Source organism: Balneolaceae bacterium, assembly GCA_034521445.1.
Taxonomy (GTDB): domain Bacteria; phylum Bacteroidota; class Rhodothermia; order Balneolales; family Balneolaceae; genus JAXHMM01.
Genome location: JAXHMM010000005.1, coordinates 599,185 through 615,823 on the forward strand (window position 1 = coordinate 599,185; position 16,639 = coordinate 615,823).

The 16,639-nt window shown below is 58.3% G+C and carries 18 protein-coding genes and 1 pseudogene; 5 read left to right on the forward strand and 14 right to left on the reverse strand.

Annotated elements, in window-relative coordinates; all coding sequences use genetic code 11:
* Positions 1-36: 36 nt before the first annotated feature.
* Positions 37-315, forward strand: coding sequence for a nucleotidyltransferase family protein (locus tag U5K31_06685; protein MDZ7772408.1), 279 nt, complete (start codon positions 37-39; stop codon positions 313-315).
* Positions 316-342: 27 nt separating this feature from the next.
* Here U5K31_06685 and gldC read toward each other — a convergent pair whose 3' ends face one another.
* The 3 genes from gldC to U5K31_06700 form a co-directional block, all read right to left on the reverse strand.
* Positions 343-681: a gliding motility protein GldC gene (gene gldC, locus U5K31_06690; GenBank protein ID MDZ7772409.1), complete on the reverse strand. Its 339-nt coding sequence runs from the start codon at positions 679-681 to the stop codon at positions 343-345.
* A gap of 80 nt (positions 682-761) precedes the next feature.
* Complete coding sequence (gene ahcY / locus U5K31_06695; GenBank protein ID MDZ7772410.1) at positions 762-2,072, reverse strand: adenosylhomocysteinase; 1,311 nt, start codon at positions 2,070-2,072, stop codon at positions 762-764.
* A gap of 42 nt (positions 2,073-2,114) precedes the next feature.
* Positions 2,115-2,675, reverse strand: a complete 561-nt coding sequence (locus U5K31_06700) for a TlpA disulfide reductase family protein (GenBank protein ID MDZ7772411.1) — start codon at positions 2,673-2,675, stop codon at positions 2,115-2,117.
* Positions 2,676-2,866: 191 nt separating this feature from the next.
* On the opposite strand from U5K31_06700, the gene lhgO reads away from it, so the two are divergent.
* Positions 2,867-4,069, forward strand: a complete 1,203-nt coding sequence (lhgO, locus tag U5K31_06705; protein MDZ7772412.1) for an L-2-hydroxyglutarate oxidase — start codon at positions 2,867-2,869, stop codon at positions 4,067-4,069.
* A complete protein-coding gene (locus U5K31_06710) occupies positions 4,066-6,972 on the forward strand; it encodes an FAD-linked oxidase C-terminal domain-containing protein (protein MDZ7772413.1) in 2,907 nt (968 codons plus the stop codon). Before lhgO ends, U5K31_06710 begins: the two co-directional genes overlap by 4 nt.
* Positions 6,973-7,027: 55 nt before the next feature.
* Here the strand turns inward: U5K31_06710 and U5K31_06715 are convergent, their stop codons facing one another.
* The 5 genes and pseudogenes from U5K31_06715 to U5K31_06735 all read right to left on the reverse strand — a co-directional run bounded on the left by U5K31_06715 (position 7,028) and on the right by U5K31_06735 (position 9,226).
* A complete protein-coding gene (locus tag U5K31_06715; protein MDZ7772414.1) occupies positions 7,028-7,423 on the reverse strand; it encodes a rhodanese-like domain-containing protein in 396 nt (131 codons plus the stop codon).
* A gap of 94 nt (positions 7,424-7,517) precedes the next feature.
* Positions 7,518-7,991 carry an AAA family ATPase gene (locus U5K31_06720; protein MDZ7772415.1) on the reverse strand — a complete coding sequence of 158 codons (474 nt, stop codon included), beginning with the start codon at positions 7,989-7,991 and terminating at the stop codon, positions 7,518-7,520.
* A gap of 215 nt (positions 7,992-8,206) precedes the next feature.
* Positions 8,207-8,506 carry a hypothetical protein gene (locus U5K31_06725; GenBank protein MDZ7772416.1) on the reverse strand — a complete coding sequence of 100 codons (300 nt, stop codon included), beginning with the start codon at positions 8,504-8,506 and terminating at the stop codon, positions 8,207-8,209.
* Positions 8,485-8,871, reverse strand: a complete 387-nt coding sequence (locus U5K31_06730) for a hypothetical protein (protein ID MDZ7772417.1) — start codon at positions 8,869-8,871, stop codon at positions 8,485-8,487. The genes U5K31_06725 and U5K31_06730 overlap by 22 nt, the downstream gene beginning before the upstream one ends.
* A 247-nt stretch (positions 8,872-9,118) precedes the next feature.
* Positions 9,119-9,226, reverse strand: a pseudogene (locus U5K31_06735) (AAA family ATPase).
* A gap of 273 nt (positions 9,227-9,499) precedes the next feature.
* On the opposite strand from U5K31_06735, the gene U5K31_06740 reads away from it, so the two are divergent.
* On the forward strand, positions 9,500-10,504 hold the full coding sequence (locus U5K31_06740; protein MDZ7772418.1) for an RluA family pseudouridine synthase: 1,005 nt from the start codon (positions 9,500-9,502) through the stop codon (positions 10,502-10,504).
* Positions 10,505-10,570: 66 nt separating this feature from the next.
* Here the strand turns inward: U5K31_06740 and U5K31_06745 are convergent, their stop codons facing one another.
* The 6 genes from U5K31_06745 to U5K31_06770 all read right to left on the reverse strand — a co-directional run bounded on the left by U5K31_06745 (position 10,571) and on the right by U5K31_06770 (position 15,297).
* Complete coding sequence (locus U5K31_06745) at positions 10,571-11,638, reverse strand: zinc-dependent metalloprotease (protein MDZ7772419.1); 1,068 nt, start codon at positions 11,636-11,638, stop codon at positions 10,571-10,573.
* A 52-nt stretch (positions 11,639-11,690) separates the two neighbouring features.
* A complete protein-coding gene (locus U5K31_06750; GenBank protein MDZ7772420.1) occupies positions 11,691-12,038 on the reverse strand; it encodes a hypothetical protein in 348 nt (115 codons plus the stop codon).
* Entirely contained in the window at positions 12,005-12,835 is an 831-nt protein-coding gene (locus U5K31_06755; GenBank protein ID MDZ7772421.1) for a DUF5117 domain-containing protein, read from the reverse strand. The genes U5K31_06750 and U5K31_06755 overlap by 34 nt, the downstream gene beginning before the upstream one ends.
* On the reverse strand, positions 12,738-13,181 hold the full coding sequence (locus U5K31_06760) for a DUF5118 domain-containing protein (protein ID MDZ7772422.1): 444 nt from the start codon (positions 13,179-13,181) through the stop codon (positions 12,738-12,740). Before U5K31_06760 ends, U5K31_06755 begins: the two co-directional genes overlap by 98 nt.
* Positions 13,182-13,607: 426 nt before the next feature.
* Positions 13,608-14,240, reverse strand: a complete 633-nt coding sequence (locus tag U5K31_06765; GenBank protein ID MDZ7772423.1) for a sensor histidine kinase — start codon at positions 14,238-14,240, stop codon at positions 13,608-13,610.
* Positions 14,241-15,093: 853 nt separating this feature from the next.
* The gene (locus U5K31_06770; GenBank protein ID MDZ7772424.1) at positions 15,094-15,297 is read right to left on the reverse strand and encodes a PAS domain-containing protein; all 204 of its coding nucleotides are present in this window, start codon (positions 15,295-15,297) and stop codon (positions 15,094-15,096) included.
* Positions 15,298-16,399: 1,102 nt separating this feature from the next.
* On the opposite strand from U5K31_06770, the gene U5K31_06775 reads away from it, so the two are divergent.
* A complete protein-coding gene (locus tag U5K31_06775; protein ID MDZ7772425.1) occupies positions 16,400-16,603 on the forward strand; it encodes a hypothetical protein in 204 nt (67 codons plus the stop codon).
* Positions 16,604-16,639 lie beyond the last annotated feature (36 nt).

The window sequence follows — 16,639 nt, forward strand, 5'->3', positions numbered from 1 at the left end:
TGGAAAGCAGTGTAACAGTAATATGCCTCTTTAACCATGAATATTGAAGAGCTAAAAGAGCAAATTACTCCCATCTTACACAAGTATGGGATACAAAAGGCAGGAATCTTCGGGTCTTCAGCACGAGGAGAGGAGAACGTCGGAGATGTAGACCTGCTGGTAAAAATCGATAAAAAAATAAGTTTATTGGAATTCGTGGGACTACAGCAGGAACTGGAGGATCATCTAAATTTAAAGGTAGATCTGGTCGAGTACGACGCCATTAAACCTGCCCTCCGTGAAGATATACTCCGTGAAGAGATTCCGGTGTTATGAGCCCCCGCAACACCGAAGAATAGAAGCCTACCCCGCGATTTCCATCTTGTCGGCAAAGTAGGCCGTAAAATCACGCATATCCTCCGCCATGTCGGTCTCCTCGGTGGAATTCTCCAGGGTGTCGGCCATGGTCACCAGCGTCTGGTGGAAAAAAATCTTCATCTCGTCGACGGTCATATCGCGCGTCCACAGGTCCAGCCGCAGGGTGTCCTTTCGCTGCGGGTCCCACATCGAAAGCAGCATAGCGCGGCATTCGGCCACGTCCTGTCCCTGCAGGTCGCTGGCATTCCAGAGGATGCTGGTGGGAATATCCTCCTCATCCAGTTCCACGGTGATGTTGATGTCCTTTTTCTGGGTATCGGGCATGGCTTATTCGGGCTTTATTAAAAGAAAAGCCCCATCCGGTTTATGAATGGGGCTTTCCATACGTTGGCTTGTGCAATGGATCAGTAACGGTAGTGCTCGGGCTTGTAAGGGCCTTCCTTCGGCACGCCGATGTACTCGGCCTGTTCTTCGGTCAGCTCCTCGAGCTCCACGCCGATTTTCTCGAGGTGGAGGCGGGCCACTTTTTCGTCGAGGTCCTTGGGCAGCACGCTGACATCCAGCTCGAAGTCCTCCGGACGGTTCCAGAGGGCGATCTGCGCCAGCGTCTGGTTGGTGAAGCTGTTGGACATCACGAAGGAGGGGTGACCGGTGGCGTTGCCCAGGTTCATCAGGCGGCCTTCGGACAGCAGGATGAGTTCCTTGCCGCTGTCCAGGCGGAAGAGGTCCACCTGCGGCTTGATGGTGTCGCGCTCGGCGTTGCCTTTCAGCCAAGCCACGTCGATCTCGTTGTCGAAGTGGCCGATATTGCCGATGATGGTTTTGTCTTTCATCGCCTTGAAGTGGCGCTCGGTCAGAATATCCTTGTTGCCGGTGGCGGTGATGACGATGTCAGCCTCCTTGACCGCGTCGTCCATCTTTTTCACCTCGTAGCCCTCCATCGCGGCCTGAAGGGCGCAGATGGGATCAATTTCGGTAACGATCACGCGGGCACCGCCTCCACGCAGCGAGGCGGCGGATCCCTTGCCTACATCGCCGAAGCCGGCGACCACGGCCACCTTGCCGGCCAGCATCACGTCGGTGGCGCGGCGAAGGGCGTCCACGCAGGACTCCCGGCAGCCGTACTTGTTGTCGAATTTCGATTTGGTAACCGAGTCGTTCACATTGATGGCCGGGGCGCCGAGGGTGCCTTCCTTGGCCATGCGGTAGAGGCGGTTCACGCCGGTGGTGGTCTCCTCAGAGATGCCCCGAATGCCGTTGAGCAGCTCGGGATACTCGTCATGGACCAGCGCTGTCAGGTCGCCGCCGTCGTCCAAAATCATGTTCAGCGGTTCACCATCCTCGAAGAAAATCGTCTGCTCGATGCACCAGGTGTACTCCTCTTCGGTCTCCCCTTTCCAGGCGTAGACGGGCACGCCGGTATCGGCGATGGCGGCCGCGGCGTGGTCCTGCGTGGAAAAAATGTTGCAGGAGGACCACTGCACCTGTGCGCCCAGCTCAACCAGCGTTTCGATGAGCACCGCCGTCTGCACGGTCATGTGCAGGCAGCCGGCAATCCGGGCGCCTTTCAGTGGCTGCTCGTTGGCATACTCCTCTCTCAGGGCCATCAGGCCAGGCATCTCGGCTTCCGCAAGGCGAATCTCCTTGCGGCCGAATTCAGCCAGGCCGATGTCTTTTACTTTGTAGGGAAGTTTCTCTTTGACTTGCTGTGACATGAATCCGTGTATGGCTTGGGTTGTGTGTTAAAGTCTCGCAAATTAACGGTTTTCCGCTCTCCTCTCAAGAGGAAAGTGACTCAGATTTTCCTGCTGTTCGGCAACCGGGGAGCTGTGCTTCTCGATCAGGTCGCGGACCACCTGGTACTCCTTCTCCGGTCCGTAACTGCCCATGGATTTCTCGATAAATTCGCCCCCGGCATCCACGTACACTTTAAAAGGTATGCCCTGAACACCCAGCTTGGTGTGCAGACCGCTGGAGTCCATCAGGAAATGAAAATCGTAGTCGTTTTCGCTGGCAAACCGTCGGGCGTCCTCCACCGTATCGGTGAAACCCGGGGTAACCGCCAGCACGGCAAAGCGGTCAGGATACTCCTCCACCAGTTTCTGCAGCACCGGGAAGGTGGCCAGGCAGGGCGAGCACCAGGTCTCCCAGAAATCGATGAGCACCACCTTACCCTGGAAATCGGACACCGCCACCTCCTCTCCCTCCAGGTCGGTGAAGACGGCCTCCTCCACGTAATCGGCTTCGGTTTTCTCACCGCAGGAAGCGAGAATGAGCAAGGCCATGCAAGCCAGTGCGAGGATGTTCAGGTGTCTCATAAGCCAATACAGCATTTCCTTGGAGTGGGTTCGGGCCTGCAATATACAAAAAGACCGTGGACCGGGTGGGGCCGTAGAGCCCGCCGGGGCGCCTCCCGCGCCGGCCCGTGCGATGCACGGTGGACCATCATTTTTGTATATTGGCGGCGTGACCAAAATCCAACCCCATTGAAGTCCCCAGCATTCCCTGCATGAATCACGACGTCATCATTGTGGGCGCCGGCATCGTCGGCCTCTCCGCCGCCTGGAAACTCGCCCGGAAGTACCCCGACATGAACATCACGGTCCTCGAGAAGGAGGACCGTGTGGCCGCCCACCAGACGGGCAACAACTCCGGGGTAATCCACTCGGGCATCTACTACAAACCCCACTCCTACCGGGCCCGCAACTGTGTGGACGGGCGGCACCAGCTGGTGGACTTTTGCGAGGAGCACGGGGTGGCCTACGAGATCTGCGGCAAAGTGATTGTGGCCACCAGTGAAGAGGAGATCCCGCGTATGGAAAAAATCTATCATACCGGCACGGTTAACGGCATCGAGGGCATCCGCATCATCGACGCCGAGGAGATTCGCGAGATCGAGCCCTACGTGCGCGGCCTGAAGGCCATCCACGTGCCCTGCTCGGGGATCGTGGACTTCACCGGCATGTGCGAGAAGCTGCGCGAACTGCTTGAGGCGCGTGGACAGCAGGTGCGCCTGGAACAGGAGGTGCTCGCGGTGCACCGGCGCGACGGCGACCTGGAGGTGCGCACCGGCAGCGACACCTTCCGTTCGAAATACCTGGTAAACTGCGCCGGGCTGCACAGCGACCACGTGGCCGAATCGGCCGGGGTCTCCACGCCCGTACAGATCGTCCCCTTCCGGGGTGAGTACTACGAGCTCGGGGAGCACGCCCGGCACATGGTCAACGGGCTGGTCTACCCCATTCCCGATCCCGACTTTCCTTTCCTGGGCGTGCACTTTACCAAGATGGTACTGGGCGGGGTGGAGTGCGGCCCCAATGCTGTGCTCGCCTTCAAGCGTGAGGGCTACACACGCACCTCCTTCGACCTGGAGGACACCATCGAGACCGTCAACTTCCCCGGTTTCTGGAAACTGGCCTTCGAACACTGGCGCAAGGGCATGGACGAACTCTACCGCTCCTTCTCCAAGCGCGCCTTCGTCCGCGGCCTGCAGAAGCTGATCCCCTCCATCGAAACCAGCGACCTGGAAGCGTCCCCGGCCGGCGTACGTGCCATGGCCATGCTGCCCGACGGGAGCATCCTGGACGATTTCCGCTTCGAGCAGAGCCGCCGGGAGATCCACGTGCTCAACGCCCCCAGTCCCGCGGCCACGGCCGGACTGGCCATAGGCGACGAGATTGTGCGCCGCGCCCAGCAAACCTTTGGCCTATGAACCCAACCGACGCTGTTACTCCGCGCGTGCACCGGGATCGCCAGACCAGGCTGCTGTACGCCAACGACGCGTCCATGTACGAGGAGCTGCCCCGGGGCGTGGCCTTCCCCCACGACGCCGCGGAGATACAGGCACTCGTACGGCGGGCGGCCGACGAGGACTTCTCCCTTACCGCACGGAGTGCGGGCACCAGCCTGGCAGGACAGGCCACCGGAGAGGGCGTCATCATGGACGTCTCCCGTCACATGACGGGCCTGCTGGAACTGGACCCCGACCAGCGCACCGCCCGCGTGCAGCCCGGGGTGATCCGCGACAGCCTCAACCGCGCCGCGGCGCAGCACGGTCTGCTCTTCGGTCCCGATACAGCCACCACCAGCCGCTGCATGCTGGGCGGGATGATCGGCAACAACTCCTGCGGCATCCACTCGGTAAAATACGGCACCACCCGCGACCACATCCTGGAAATAGAAGCGGTGCTCAGCGACGGCAGCCGCGCCGTTTTCGGTCCCCTGACCCCCGCCGAGCTGGAGGCCAAGAAGCAGCTCGACAGCCTGGAGGGCTATATCTACCGGGGCATGACGGAGCTGGTGCGCCGCAACCGCGAGGCCATCCTGGAGGCCTATCCGCACCCCGACATCCTGCGCCGCAACACGGGCTACGCGCTGGACCGCCTCTGCCGGATGGCCCCCTTCGAACCCGGCGGACCGCCCTTCAACCTGGCCGAGCTGCTCTGCGGAAGCGAGGGCACCCTGGCCATAACCGCCTCCGCCACCGTACGGCTGGTCCCGCAGGATCCCCACCGCTGCATGGTGGTGCCCCATTTCGACTCCATCGAAGCGGCCATGGAGGCCACCGTGGAGATTGTCCGGCACGGCCCCTCCGCGGTGGAGCTGGTGGACGACATCATCCTGGAGGCCACCCGGGGCAACCTGGAGCAGCAGAAAAACCGCTTCTTCCTGGAGGGAGAGCCGCGCGCCATTCTCATCACCCAGTTCGACGGCGACGATCCCGCTCGGCTGCGTGAGCGTGCGGAGGAGGTGGTTGCCCTGCTGCGCGAAAAAGGACTCTGCGAGGCCGCCCCGGTACTCGACGATTCGGGTGACATCCGGCGCGTGTGGGAGCTGCGAAAGGCGGGGCTGGGACTGCTGATGGGACTTGGAAGCGAGGAACGCTCGCCTTCTTTCTGCGAGGACACCGCGGTGCGCGTGGAGGACCTGCCGGATTACGTGGCCGATTTCCGCCGGCTGCTGGACAAATACGGCACCGACTGCGTCTTCTACGCCCACGCCTCGGTGGGCGAGCTGCACCTGCGACCGGTTATCGACATAGAGAACCCGGAGGGTGTGGAGAAGATGCGGGCCATGGCGGAAGAGGTGGCCTCCCTGGTGCGCAGCTACCGCGGCTCCCTCTCCGGGGAGCACGGTGACGGACGCGTCCGGGCGCCCTACATCGAGAAGGTGCTGGGCACGGAGATGATGCCCCTGCTGCGGCAGGTGAAAGAACTTTGGGATCCCAACTACCGCTTCAACCCCGGCAAAATCATCGAGCCCAAGCCCCTGGGGGTGGACCTGCGCCGGCCCACCCGTCCCCGGGCGATGGAGGCGGACACCGTCTTCGCCTGGCGCCGGGAGGGCGGCTTCGACCGCGCCCTGGAGCTCTGCAACGGCGCCGGCGTCTGCCGCAAGCTGGCCGGAAGCGGGGGCACCATGTGTCCCTCCTATATGGCCACCCGCGAGGAGAAGGACAGCACTCGGGGGCGCGCCAACCTCTTCCGCCAGCTATTCGCGGGCGAAGGTCCCGAAGCCTTCCGGTCGGAGGAGCTGCATGACGCCCTCTCCCTATGCCTGAGCTGCAAGGCATGCAAAAGCGAATGCCCGGCCAACGTGGACATGGCGCGGATGAAGGCCGAGTTCACCCATGGCTGGCACCGTGAGCATGGGATCACGCGGACCGAACGCTTCTTCGGGCAGGCAGGGCGTCTCTATCCCCTGGCCGCGCGCTTCCCCCGTCTGAGCAATGCACTGCTGGCCTCGCCGGCCGGCAAGGAGATGCTCTACCGACTGCTTGGCATCGACCGGCGCCGCACCCTGCCCCGCTTCGCCCGGCAGACGTTCACGGACTGGTGGGAAGAACGCCGGGAAGGCGGCACCGACGTAGAGAAGCGCCCGGCGGTCTACCTGTTGAACGACCTCTTTACCAATTACCACGAACCGCAGATTGCCCGCTCGGCCGTCCGCGTGCTGGAAGCGCTCGGCTACCGGGTGATCTGCGACGGCGTCACCGAAACGGGACGCCCGCAGATATCGAAGGGACTCATGGACCGGGCCCGAGAGCTGTCCCTCGAAAACATTCCCCGTCTCCACGCCCTCGCCGCACAGGGCATCCCGGTGGTGGGCCTGGAACCCTCCGAGCTGCTCACCCTGCGCGATGAGTACCTCGACCTCTCTCCCGACGACATGCTGGAGCAGGCCCGGAAACTGGCAGACCGTAGTTTCCTGCTGGAGGAGTTTCTGCTATCCGGAGACCACCCCCTCCAGCCGGCGTGGCGCACCGACAGGGAGAAGGCGGCAGTACTCCTGCACGGTCACTGCCACACCAAAGCCCTGACCGGCAACGGTCCCGTGCTGGAAGCCCTTTCACAGGCGGGCTACCGGCCTGAGGCGGCCGACACCGGATGCTGCGGCATGGCGGGCAGCTTCGGCTACGAGGCCGACAAATACGAACTCTCCATGCAGATCGGCGGGCAGCGACTCTTCCCTGCCATACGGCAATCGTCCGTACAAGAGCGTGAAGAGACTATAATCTGCGCACCCGGTTTCTCCTGCCGCCATCAGATCCGCGACGGGACGGGCGAACGCGCGCTCCATCCGGCGGAACTGCTGGAAGCCGCACTTCCGTCGTGACTCCCTAATCTGCCGTACACGAGGATCTGTTTCTTCATGGCATCTATAAGGCTAGTCAGAAGATCCTAGTCCTATGATCCCTTTTCTCGATGGGCAGGCCCGCCTCGTTCCAGGAGCGGAAGCCCCCTTTGAGCGATTTGACGTCCCTGTATCCCATTTTCTGGAGGTTGTCGGCCGCCAGTGCGGAGCGGTATCCTCCTCCGCAGTAGAGAACCATCTCCGTATCCACGTCGGCCTCCTCTTCGATGTCGCGCTCTATCACGCCCTTGCCCAGGTACTCCGCGCCTGCGATGCGGGCCTCCTCCCACTCCTCGCGCTCGCGCACGTCAATCAGCCGGAAGTCGTCCTTCTTGTCCAGTTTCTCCTGCACCTCCTCCGGGGTTATCTCCTCCACGCGGGTGAGGGCGTCGTTGACCAGGGTGACGAATCGCTCGGAGTGTTGCTTGGACATGGGGGCAAAAATGTGGGTTGGAAAGAGATTAGCGTTCGTGCGGCTTCCTTGCAAGTCGCATGCGGCGCCGAGTGTTCCCGTCCGACAGAGCCGGTCAGTTACGTGAAGAATTCTTTTCGATGAGTTCCTGGGCACTCTCCAGCGCGGCGTCGGTGATGTCCTCCCCGCTCATCAGTCCCGCCACCTCCCGCACATGCTCCTGTTCCGAAAGGGGCACGATACGTGTCACCGTTCTGCCGCCGGACTCCATTTTCTCCACGCGGTAGTGGCTGTGGGCCTGGCTGGCGATCTGCGGCTGGTGGGTGATGGCGATGATCTGGCAGCGGGAGGAGAGGCGCCGCATGGTGCGCCCCACCTTCTCGGAAATATGTCCGCTGATGCCGTTGTCAATTTCGTCGAAGATCATCACGGGCAGGGACTGCTCGCGGGCCAGGATGGATTTGAGGGCCAGCATCACGCGGCTGATCTCCCCGCCTGAGGCGATCTTGGCCAGGGGTTTGGGCGCCTCCCCCTTGTTGGTGGAGATAAAGAGAGAAACGCGGTCCGAGCCGTGCTCGGTGCACTCCACCGGGGTGCCGTCGATCTGGATCCACCCCTCGTCGGCCTCGATGCCACGACACCTGTACCTCCAGGCTGGCGTCGGGGATGCCCAGAGAGGCGAGCTCCTCCTCGATGGCCCCGGAGAGTTTCTCGCCCACCTCCAGGCGGCGCTCGTGCAGAGCCGCCGCCCGTTCTTTCAGCTGCCCGGAGACCTTGTCGATCTCCTTCTCCTTCTTCTCGATTTCAAGGTCGAAGTTCTCCGCCAGGTTGAGCTCTTTTTTGATCTCCCGGAGATAGTTGACCAACTCGGGCAGGGTACGGGCTGTATTTTTTACGAAGGCGGTTCAGCTCCGACAGACGGCTGCGCAGCTCCTCCAGGCGTCGAGGATTGAACTCGATGCCGGAGCGGTAGCGTTCGGTAAAGCTGACGGTTTCCTGAATACTGATACGCGCCGAGGAGAGCTCCTCCAGGTAGGTCTCGAATTCGGGTTCGATGCGCGCCATATCCTCCAAGTGCAGTTTCATGCGGTTGAGCAGTTCCATGACGCTCCCTCGTCGCCGCCGCCCATTTCCACCACGGCCGCCGCCTTCTCGTCCAATTCTTCGGCGTTGTCCAGCAGGTTCATCTCCGCCTCCAGCTCCTCCTCTTCGCCCGGTTCGATCTGGGCCTCCTCAAGTTCCTTTACCTGGAAGCTGTAGAGCTCACGCTTCTCCTCCAGCTCCGACTCGCGTTTGCGCAGCTTCCTGAGTTCGCTCCGAAGCCCGCGCATGCGGTCGTAGGTTTCCCGGTAGTCGGCCAGCAGCTCGTCCAGGTTCCCGAAGGCATCCACCACGCCACGGTGGTGCTCCTCGCGAAGCAGCATCTGGTGGTCGTGCTGCCCGTGGAGGTCCACCAGCCGGTCGCCCACCTGGCGCAGAAGGGTGATAGTGACCGGGGTGTCGTTGATGAAGGCGCGGCTGCCGGCAGTCGCGAATCTCCCGGCGCAGGATCATCTCCCGGCGAAATTCCACGGCGTTTTCCTCCAGGAGGTCTTTCAGCTCCGGGTCCTCCTCCACATGAAGAATGCCCTCGGCGATGGCCTTGGAGGTGCCCTGGCGGATGACGTCGGTGTCGGCCCGCTCGCCCAGGATCATATTCAAGGCGCCGATAATGATGGACTTCCCCGCCCCGGTCTGCCCGGTAAGAATATTGAGCCCCTCACTGAACTGCACCTCCAGTTCGTCGATGAGCGCATAGTCTTTGATGTAGAGGGACTGGATCATGGGGAGGTGTTTCGTTGGCTGGCGCCCGGTTCAAAAGGAAATATCCGCCTTTGAGGGCTGAGGTTCAAATGGGCGCGAAAATAAAAACGGCCCGCCCTCCCGGCAAAGCCGGAACGGGACAGGCCGTTTCCTCTCCTGTGGTAAAATCGTGCGCCCTGCAGGTCTCTCTTAATGAACAGTCACAGGTAAGACCGTCGCGGGAGCCGATCCTTACAAAATTTTTCCCTATCATGAGGCGCTCTGCCTAACCGACTATTCAACAACCGCTTAGACGTGTCCGACAAGCAGAAGAATACCAAAACCACCGACTACCACTTTGAAGTCCCCGAGGGATATCGTGCGGGAGAGCGCCTGGACAAGTACATCACGGGCTTCGTGGAGAACGCCTCGCGCACCAAGGTACAGGAGGCCATCGAGGAGGGACATGTGCTGGTCAACGGCAAGCAGGAGAAGTCTTCATACAATTTGAAGGCGGGCGACATCATCGACATCTCCATCCCCAAGTCCCCTCCCCCGGAGGCCACGCCGGAAAAGATGGAGCTGGATATCATCTACGAGGACGACCATATCATTCTGGTGAACAAGCCCGCCGACATGGTGGTGCATCCCGCCTATGGCAACTGGACCGGCACCCTGGTGAACGGTCTCCTCTGGCATGCCGACGAGCTCTCGGAGCCCGACACCGACACCATCCGCCCTGGCATCGTACACCGGCTGGACAAGGACACCAGCGGCATCCTCGTGGTGGCCAAGAACGACGAGAGCCACCGCACGCTGAGTGAGTATTTCCGCACCAAGGAGATCGAACGCACCTACTGGGCGATCGTATGGGGGCGGCCGGAACAGGAGAAGGGCACCATCGAAGGGAACATCGGGCGCGACCCGAGGAACCGCAAGAGAATGGCAGTGGTGCCGGCCGGCAAGGGCAAGCACGCCGTCACCCACTACGAGGTGCTGGAGCACTTCGATCACCTGACGCTGGTGCAGGTGCAGCTGGAGACCGGGCGCACCCACCAGATACGGGTGCATTTCGCGCACATGCATATGTGGGTTTTCGGCGACCGGCAGTACGGGGGCGACTCGGTACGCTACGGACCCAATACCGGAAGCCGCAAGGCCATGTTCAACAATCTGCTGGCCGGCATGGAGCGGCAGTGCCTGCACGCCAAGACGCTGGGTTTCGACCATCCCCGCACCGGCGAATTCATGGAATTCCACTCCGATTTGCCCGGCGATTTCCAGCAGGTGCTGGGTACCCTGCGCATGAACTGCAAATAGTAAAGGGGACCCCGCCTGCGCGGAGCCCCCTTTGAAATGTTCAGGCTGCCGGTCGGTTTCCCGGCGTCAGTTCTGCAGGGTCAGTCCCGCCTCCAGGGCCTTGTCTATGCGTGCCTTCGCCTCCTCGAGATGGGCGCGCGTATAGTCGTCGAACTCGAAGGTGGGCGGCGACAGGCGTGAGGCCAGCCGCGAGGAGAGGTTCTTGAGCTGCATGCGGGCCACCGAAATGGCGTCGGCCGGCATCTCGTCGTCGGCTTCGGTGACAATGCTGATCATCGACTCCAGATAGGCGCGCTGCAGGTCGCGCCGGTTGCTGACGATGTTCTGCCCCGGTGCACTCCAAATCTCCTGCCAGATGGCGCCCGTCAGGCGCCCCATCAGCTCAGGGATGGTCACCGTGTTCTCTGCACCGAACTTGGCCTCCGTGTCACGGATGCGGGAGAGGCGTTCGCCGTCAAGGAGCTGGCTGAGCACCGACTGCTGGATACCCAGCATGGTCTGGTGCAGTGGGTAGTCGACACGTCCCCATAGGGAGGAGCTGTTGCCCCAGTGGCTCCAGCGGTTGGCGCCGAACTGCTGGAAGACCTCCTGCGGGACGTCCAGGGCGCCCGGCCGGAAGGCGTATTCGATGATCATATCCAGCGCCTCCACCTGATCCTCCCGGGGAACCGGCACAAAGGGCATGCGGCCCTGCGGGTCGCCCACATGATCTCGGTACTGGTGCTGGCCTCCGATGTACTTGACGGTGGGCGCCAGCGCGCGGGCGTATTGGAAGAAATAGGACTGGAAGAGGTCCGTGGCCTCGTAATAGGGCATGTTGTCGGCAAGCGCAATTTCCGGCACCCGGGAAATCAGGTCGCGAAGCATATCGGCTCGCTGCCGGCCCCAGGCCAGAGGGTCGTTGCTCAGGTCGTAGGTGCGCGTGCGGGATCGAGTCCCGCCGGTATCGGTCCCGTAGGCGTGACCGGGGAAGGCCGAATTACGGGCGTCGATCGGCTGGCGTCGGCCTGCTGCGGCGTATAGCCGTAGCTGACGACCCAGCGGCCCGGCAGGATCCGACGCCCTGGGTTCCCAGTCGTGCCCGCCCGTGCCTTCGCCTTCGGGATTCGCGCTTCCGCCGTCGGGATACTCCATGGCGGAACTGAAGACCCCGTTCTGCGCCGTAAACTCCTCGTCGTAGAGCTGCTCAAGCGGCGTGTCGATGGAGGAGCGGAAGTTGTGCGCTCAGCTCCCAGCGTGTGCCCCACCTCGCGCATGTGGTCACCCAGCGGATGGCCTGGTCGAGGAATTCCTTGGGAACCGGCGAGCCCGGCTCGATGACGCCGCGGGCCACCATGATGCCGCGGGCCATGTCAAGCTGGGTATGCAGCTCGGCAAAGAAGGCCTTGGTCTTCACGCCCTGCTCCATCAACGCAAGCTCCTCTTCGGAGCGGTTGTAGATTTCGTCGATGGCATTGCGGGGCTCAACCATTTCACGGTAATCCGCCTTGTCACCCAGGATCACGTCGGCTTCGAAGAGAATGTCGGCGTCCATGATCTCCCGGGTGCGGGGATCGACGATGGAGGGACCGATGGCACCGTAACCCGGCTGGTCGGAAGTGCTCCAGCGCAGGGTGGCGTAGCGGATGTCCGCCGGATCCACGCCTTCGGGCAGCATTTCAGACTGCACGGCGTTGCGGAAACCGGCAGCCTCATAGGCATCAGGACCAGGGCTTGCACCCCCTCCATCATGGCCTCCCGAAATTCCTCGGGTACCGTGTGGTCGATGTAGTAGATGATGGGCTCCTTCGGAGTACAGAGTCCGTCGGATCCGGGCGCGCCGTCGCACTCCAGCCGCCAGCGGTTCACATAACGCTTGAAGAAGGTTTTGTCCTCCGTGGTGAAATCCTTGTGCACCGTCAGGAAAAAGCCGGTGCGGTCATCCCCCATCCGAGGTTCCATCGGCTGCTCGGGGAGCTTGGCCAGATCGTAGTGGATGGAGACGGGGATATAGCGTGTGTCGGGCACCGTGCGCGGACCGCCGGGATGTTCCGGTTGCCGAAGGTAAGGGACGCGGTGATGGCGGCGTTCTCCAGGAAAACCCTTCACCGATTTCATGTAGCTCCGGGATGGGTCTACCTGCACGCGGCCGCCGGCCGCGCCCTGCACACGCTGGCTGATATTGGACATGTCCGACACGAACCAGCTGTAGGCATCGATCAGCATCACCGAATCGTCATCGGTGGCCGCGATCTCAGCGGTCTCGAGCGCCCGACGGGCTGTAGGCCAGGGTCGCACCGCAAGGGCCTCGGGAGTATCGGGTTCGGCCTTGTGTCGGTGTGGCTTCTGCATAAAGAAAATCTTGCCCTCGTGTTTTTCGAAGGCTACGAGATGGCCCTCGGAAATAGTTGAGCATGGTGCCCCCGTAGAGGCCGCTGGAGCCGATGCCCTCGGCGATCTCGAAATTCATCAGAGAACCCCGTCCCAGCATATCCTTGGGAATGGCCAGGTAGAGATGTCCGTCCTTGGCGTAAGTGTCGATGTAACCGGGCCGGTGGGTGGTACCTTCTGTCAGTTCCGTAAATGTGTCCGTCGTGTCCGCCGCCTCGCCTTCCCCGTTGCCGCCCCGTTGGGCGAAGGCATCGGCGGAGGAGAGAAGCAGACACGCACAGAAAATAAGCAGGTAGTACTTCTTCATAATATGCGTGTCCGTTGGTTGGGAATGAGTCGTTAAAACAAAACAGGAATACGGGCAAAGTAGCTTTTTCTGTTTGGGACTGAATCGAGAAAAAGATAGGATGAGGGGTTGAAAAAAGTGGCCCGGGTTTGCCAAGCAGCAGAGAGCTGCGTATCTTTGAGGCTTCCGATTGCGCCCGTAGCTCAACTGGATAGAGCGTCTGGCTACGGACCAGGGTTGGGTTCGAATCCTCCCGGCAAATTCGGTAACATTTGGGTAACAAATAACGGCCTTCTATATTTTTATAATTCTATCAATATTGTAATCTGTTCATAACCTTCTACAGAAAACCTTATTTTGAATAATTTTGATTAAACCGTTCCAATCCTTTCATCGGCTTTTAAAGGTAACAAAGGTCCTTGTTAAAAAAACTCTCTCCAATGTTTTTTAGTGTTTAATTAAGGTCATTCCAATGGATGAAGAAGTCTCTTGCATGAAATCATCAGGTAATCCTACGCCATTATCTCGAACTTCCACTATTACCTTTTTGTCATTCTCATGCAGTTTAACCTCAATTTCGCCCTCCTCCCGATTTTTAAAGGCGTGTTTATAGGCATTGGTAACAACCTCGTTAACCAGTAGCGCACACGGAATGGCCTGGTTAATATTCATGGAAACCGGATCCGCCTCTACGGTAATAGTAATTTGTTTATCCCTGTCATACATTTCCTCAAGGCTTCGAACCAGCCGGGTTATATTTTCCCCAAAGTTTAAATGAGAAAGGCTTTCTGAACTGTACAACAATTCATGAATGGTAGCTATGGTCTGTATTCGCTGCTGAGCAGTTCTAAGCAAATCCTGCAACTTACTATTACCAGTATTCATGACCTGCAACTCCATCATGCTCGTAATAATGGCTAAGTTATTTTTTACCCGGTGATGGATTTCGGCCAGGAGCGTTTCCTTTTCTTTGAGGGATTCCTTCAACTGTTCTTGGGAGGCAATCTGTTCACTAAAATCCATCGCTTCCACAGAAACTCCATAGACGTCCCCTTTATCATTAAAGAGTGGTTCATACAATCAAATTAGATGTGTTATTCTTGTTGTGCGTCCTCGTTGCCCTTATCAATAAATATCCGCTCGCTACGGCCAAAATACGGCTCTCCCGTGTCGTGCTGCTTGTTTTCAGTCTATCGATATAGCCCTGACCTTCGGCTTCGGGTATAACCTCATCAACACGCACTTCCTATAATATCCTCTTGCCCTGCCACTTCCCGGTACGCTTTGTTAGCAATAACAAATTTCATTTCTCGCCCTTCTCAACAGACATTTAGGAGTCGGGGCTTTTTTCAAACATCTTCTTAAGCTTGTCTCGATCGCCTTCGGCTTTCTTGCGTTGGGTCTTGCTCCTTGTTCGAGCAACGTGCTCAGCTGCTCCTGGAAGCTACCGATTTGCTTCGTGATATCCACTCCGAATACCGACCAATATTAGTTTGGTTATCTTGATTCCAGCCTTTCTGCATTAATGGTATACGTGGCCGTGTTACCGCCGGCTGTATCTGCTGGTCATCTCAAACGAGCCATATCCCTCCTTAAGTACGTGTTGAATTTCCTCCGGCAGCTTTCTCTTTGTCGGCTTCATGCGACGAAGTTCTACAGCGGGCTAGCCCTTCTATTTTTCCGAGACAGGTCCCCCTTAAGGACGTTCGCCGTATGCTCATTCGTCTGTACCACCGTTCCCTCTTGGTCTAACACATAAAAGACCCCGGGCAAACTGCTAAGTAATACTTTTGTAAATTCTTTTTCATCCCGCAGGTCTTGTTCCTGTTCTTTTCGATCGCTGATTATCTCGAAATATTAAGCATGATCGCTTTCACCGGCATAATTCTTAAACGCCGTCGACGTTACTTCAACGGGTATCTTTTGGCCTTCTTTATGAATAAAAGGTAAGCTCACCAGCGTAACTTCCCGTTTCTGCCCGTTCTTTTAATGCCTTTTCTGATTTTTCATCCTTGGCTACAATGCCCTCGCGCCCCCGCTTCGTGATCTCCTTCTCGGTCATGCCCAACATGTCACAGGCCGCGTAGTTCGCCTGCAGGATTCCCCCGTTGGAAGTTGTCAGCATCATCCCTCCCATGCTCTGCTTGAAGGGTATATCTATTGCTTAGCTGGGTGTTCAGCTCCCCCGTAAGATCTTTAAACATGGCCAACTGATAGGTACAGCGCCCTCAGACGGTCACCGGATTGGTGATGACATACGCATATGTAAATTCGCCGGTCTTTTTTTGATGTTTCCACAGCCCTTCATCACTGACCATTTCATTATCCATCTGGGCCAGGTGTTTTTTCAGTTTGGGAACTTCTTCCTAGGGCACAGGTCAAATAAGGTGAGGGGAGACGTTGGAGTCGCTTGAATACCGCATAGCTCAACCATCGACTGATTGACATCCTTTATGGAGTAATCGTCCGGATCGTAAATACACATCGGGATGGGGTTATCACGAAAAAACTAATAAAGTTTTTATTTGCATAATATACTCTCTTAAACAGCTATGCTTTTATTGTATATCCTCTAACTTATTTAAGTAAAAGTATGGATATAGCTGATAAATCAATCTCTAGTGAAAAATATTTCTTTAAACAACCTTTGGGAACTATGGTATAGTTACTTTTCGACTGGTTTTTGTCTCCAAGCAACAGCTCATTGGATAAAGTTTTCGGGAAAGCTTATCCCACAGTTACCTTCAGTACTACAAATAGTACTACATGAAGTGCAAATTCACGGCCCATTTCCCCGCACAGAAATATCACGTGTAAATTTTACGACGGAGGTTGGTTTTCGAATCCTCCCGGGCGTACTCATTTTCCAACAGCTCCTCCTCCACCACCACAAAAGCCGGGACCGACCATAGTCCCGGCTTTTTTTATGTGCCTGCCCTTCTGTATACGACATCGGCTGCAATCGCCCACGAGGCATTCCCCTTCGCGCACAGAATTTACCCAACCCAGCCGAAAAGGCATACAACCATCTTTCATCCAATAGTATTCAATATTAAGTGTATTAGATTATGTACGAATAGTATTTAACTGCCTGTTTTAACAACAATATAGGGAATAAGTTTTTTACAAATATTAGAAAAACAATTTTGAATTAAACTTATTTGATTCGTTAAGTCGTCGATGCTAATCTAATTATAGAAAACACACAAACGCCCACCGTCAAATCGAGAGGTTTCATCATGAAAGCCGTTTATATTTTCCGGATCCTCTGTATCTGCACCATTCTCGCACTCAGTCCATTTTTACTGGCCGACCGCAACAGCGGGGCACCCGCATTCAACGATGCCAGAGCAGAAATCGGAACCTGCTGCAGCCAGCAGGGAGCCATCTGCGTCATTCCGCCGCTGGCCGTGCACAACTTCTATGCCTTGCCACCGGGCTGATCCTTGTCCCCCCGTCTGGGGACCGATCCCACTACC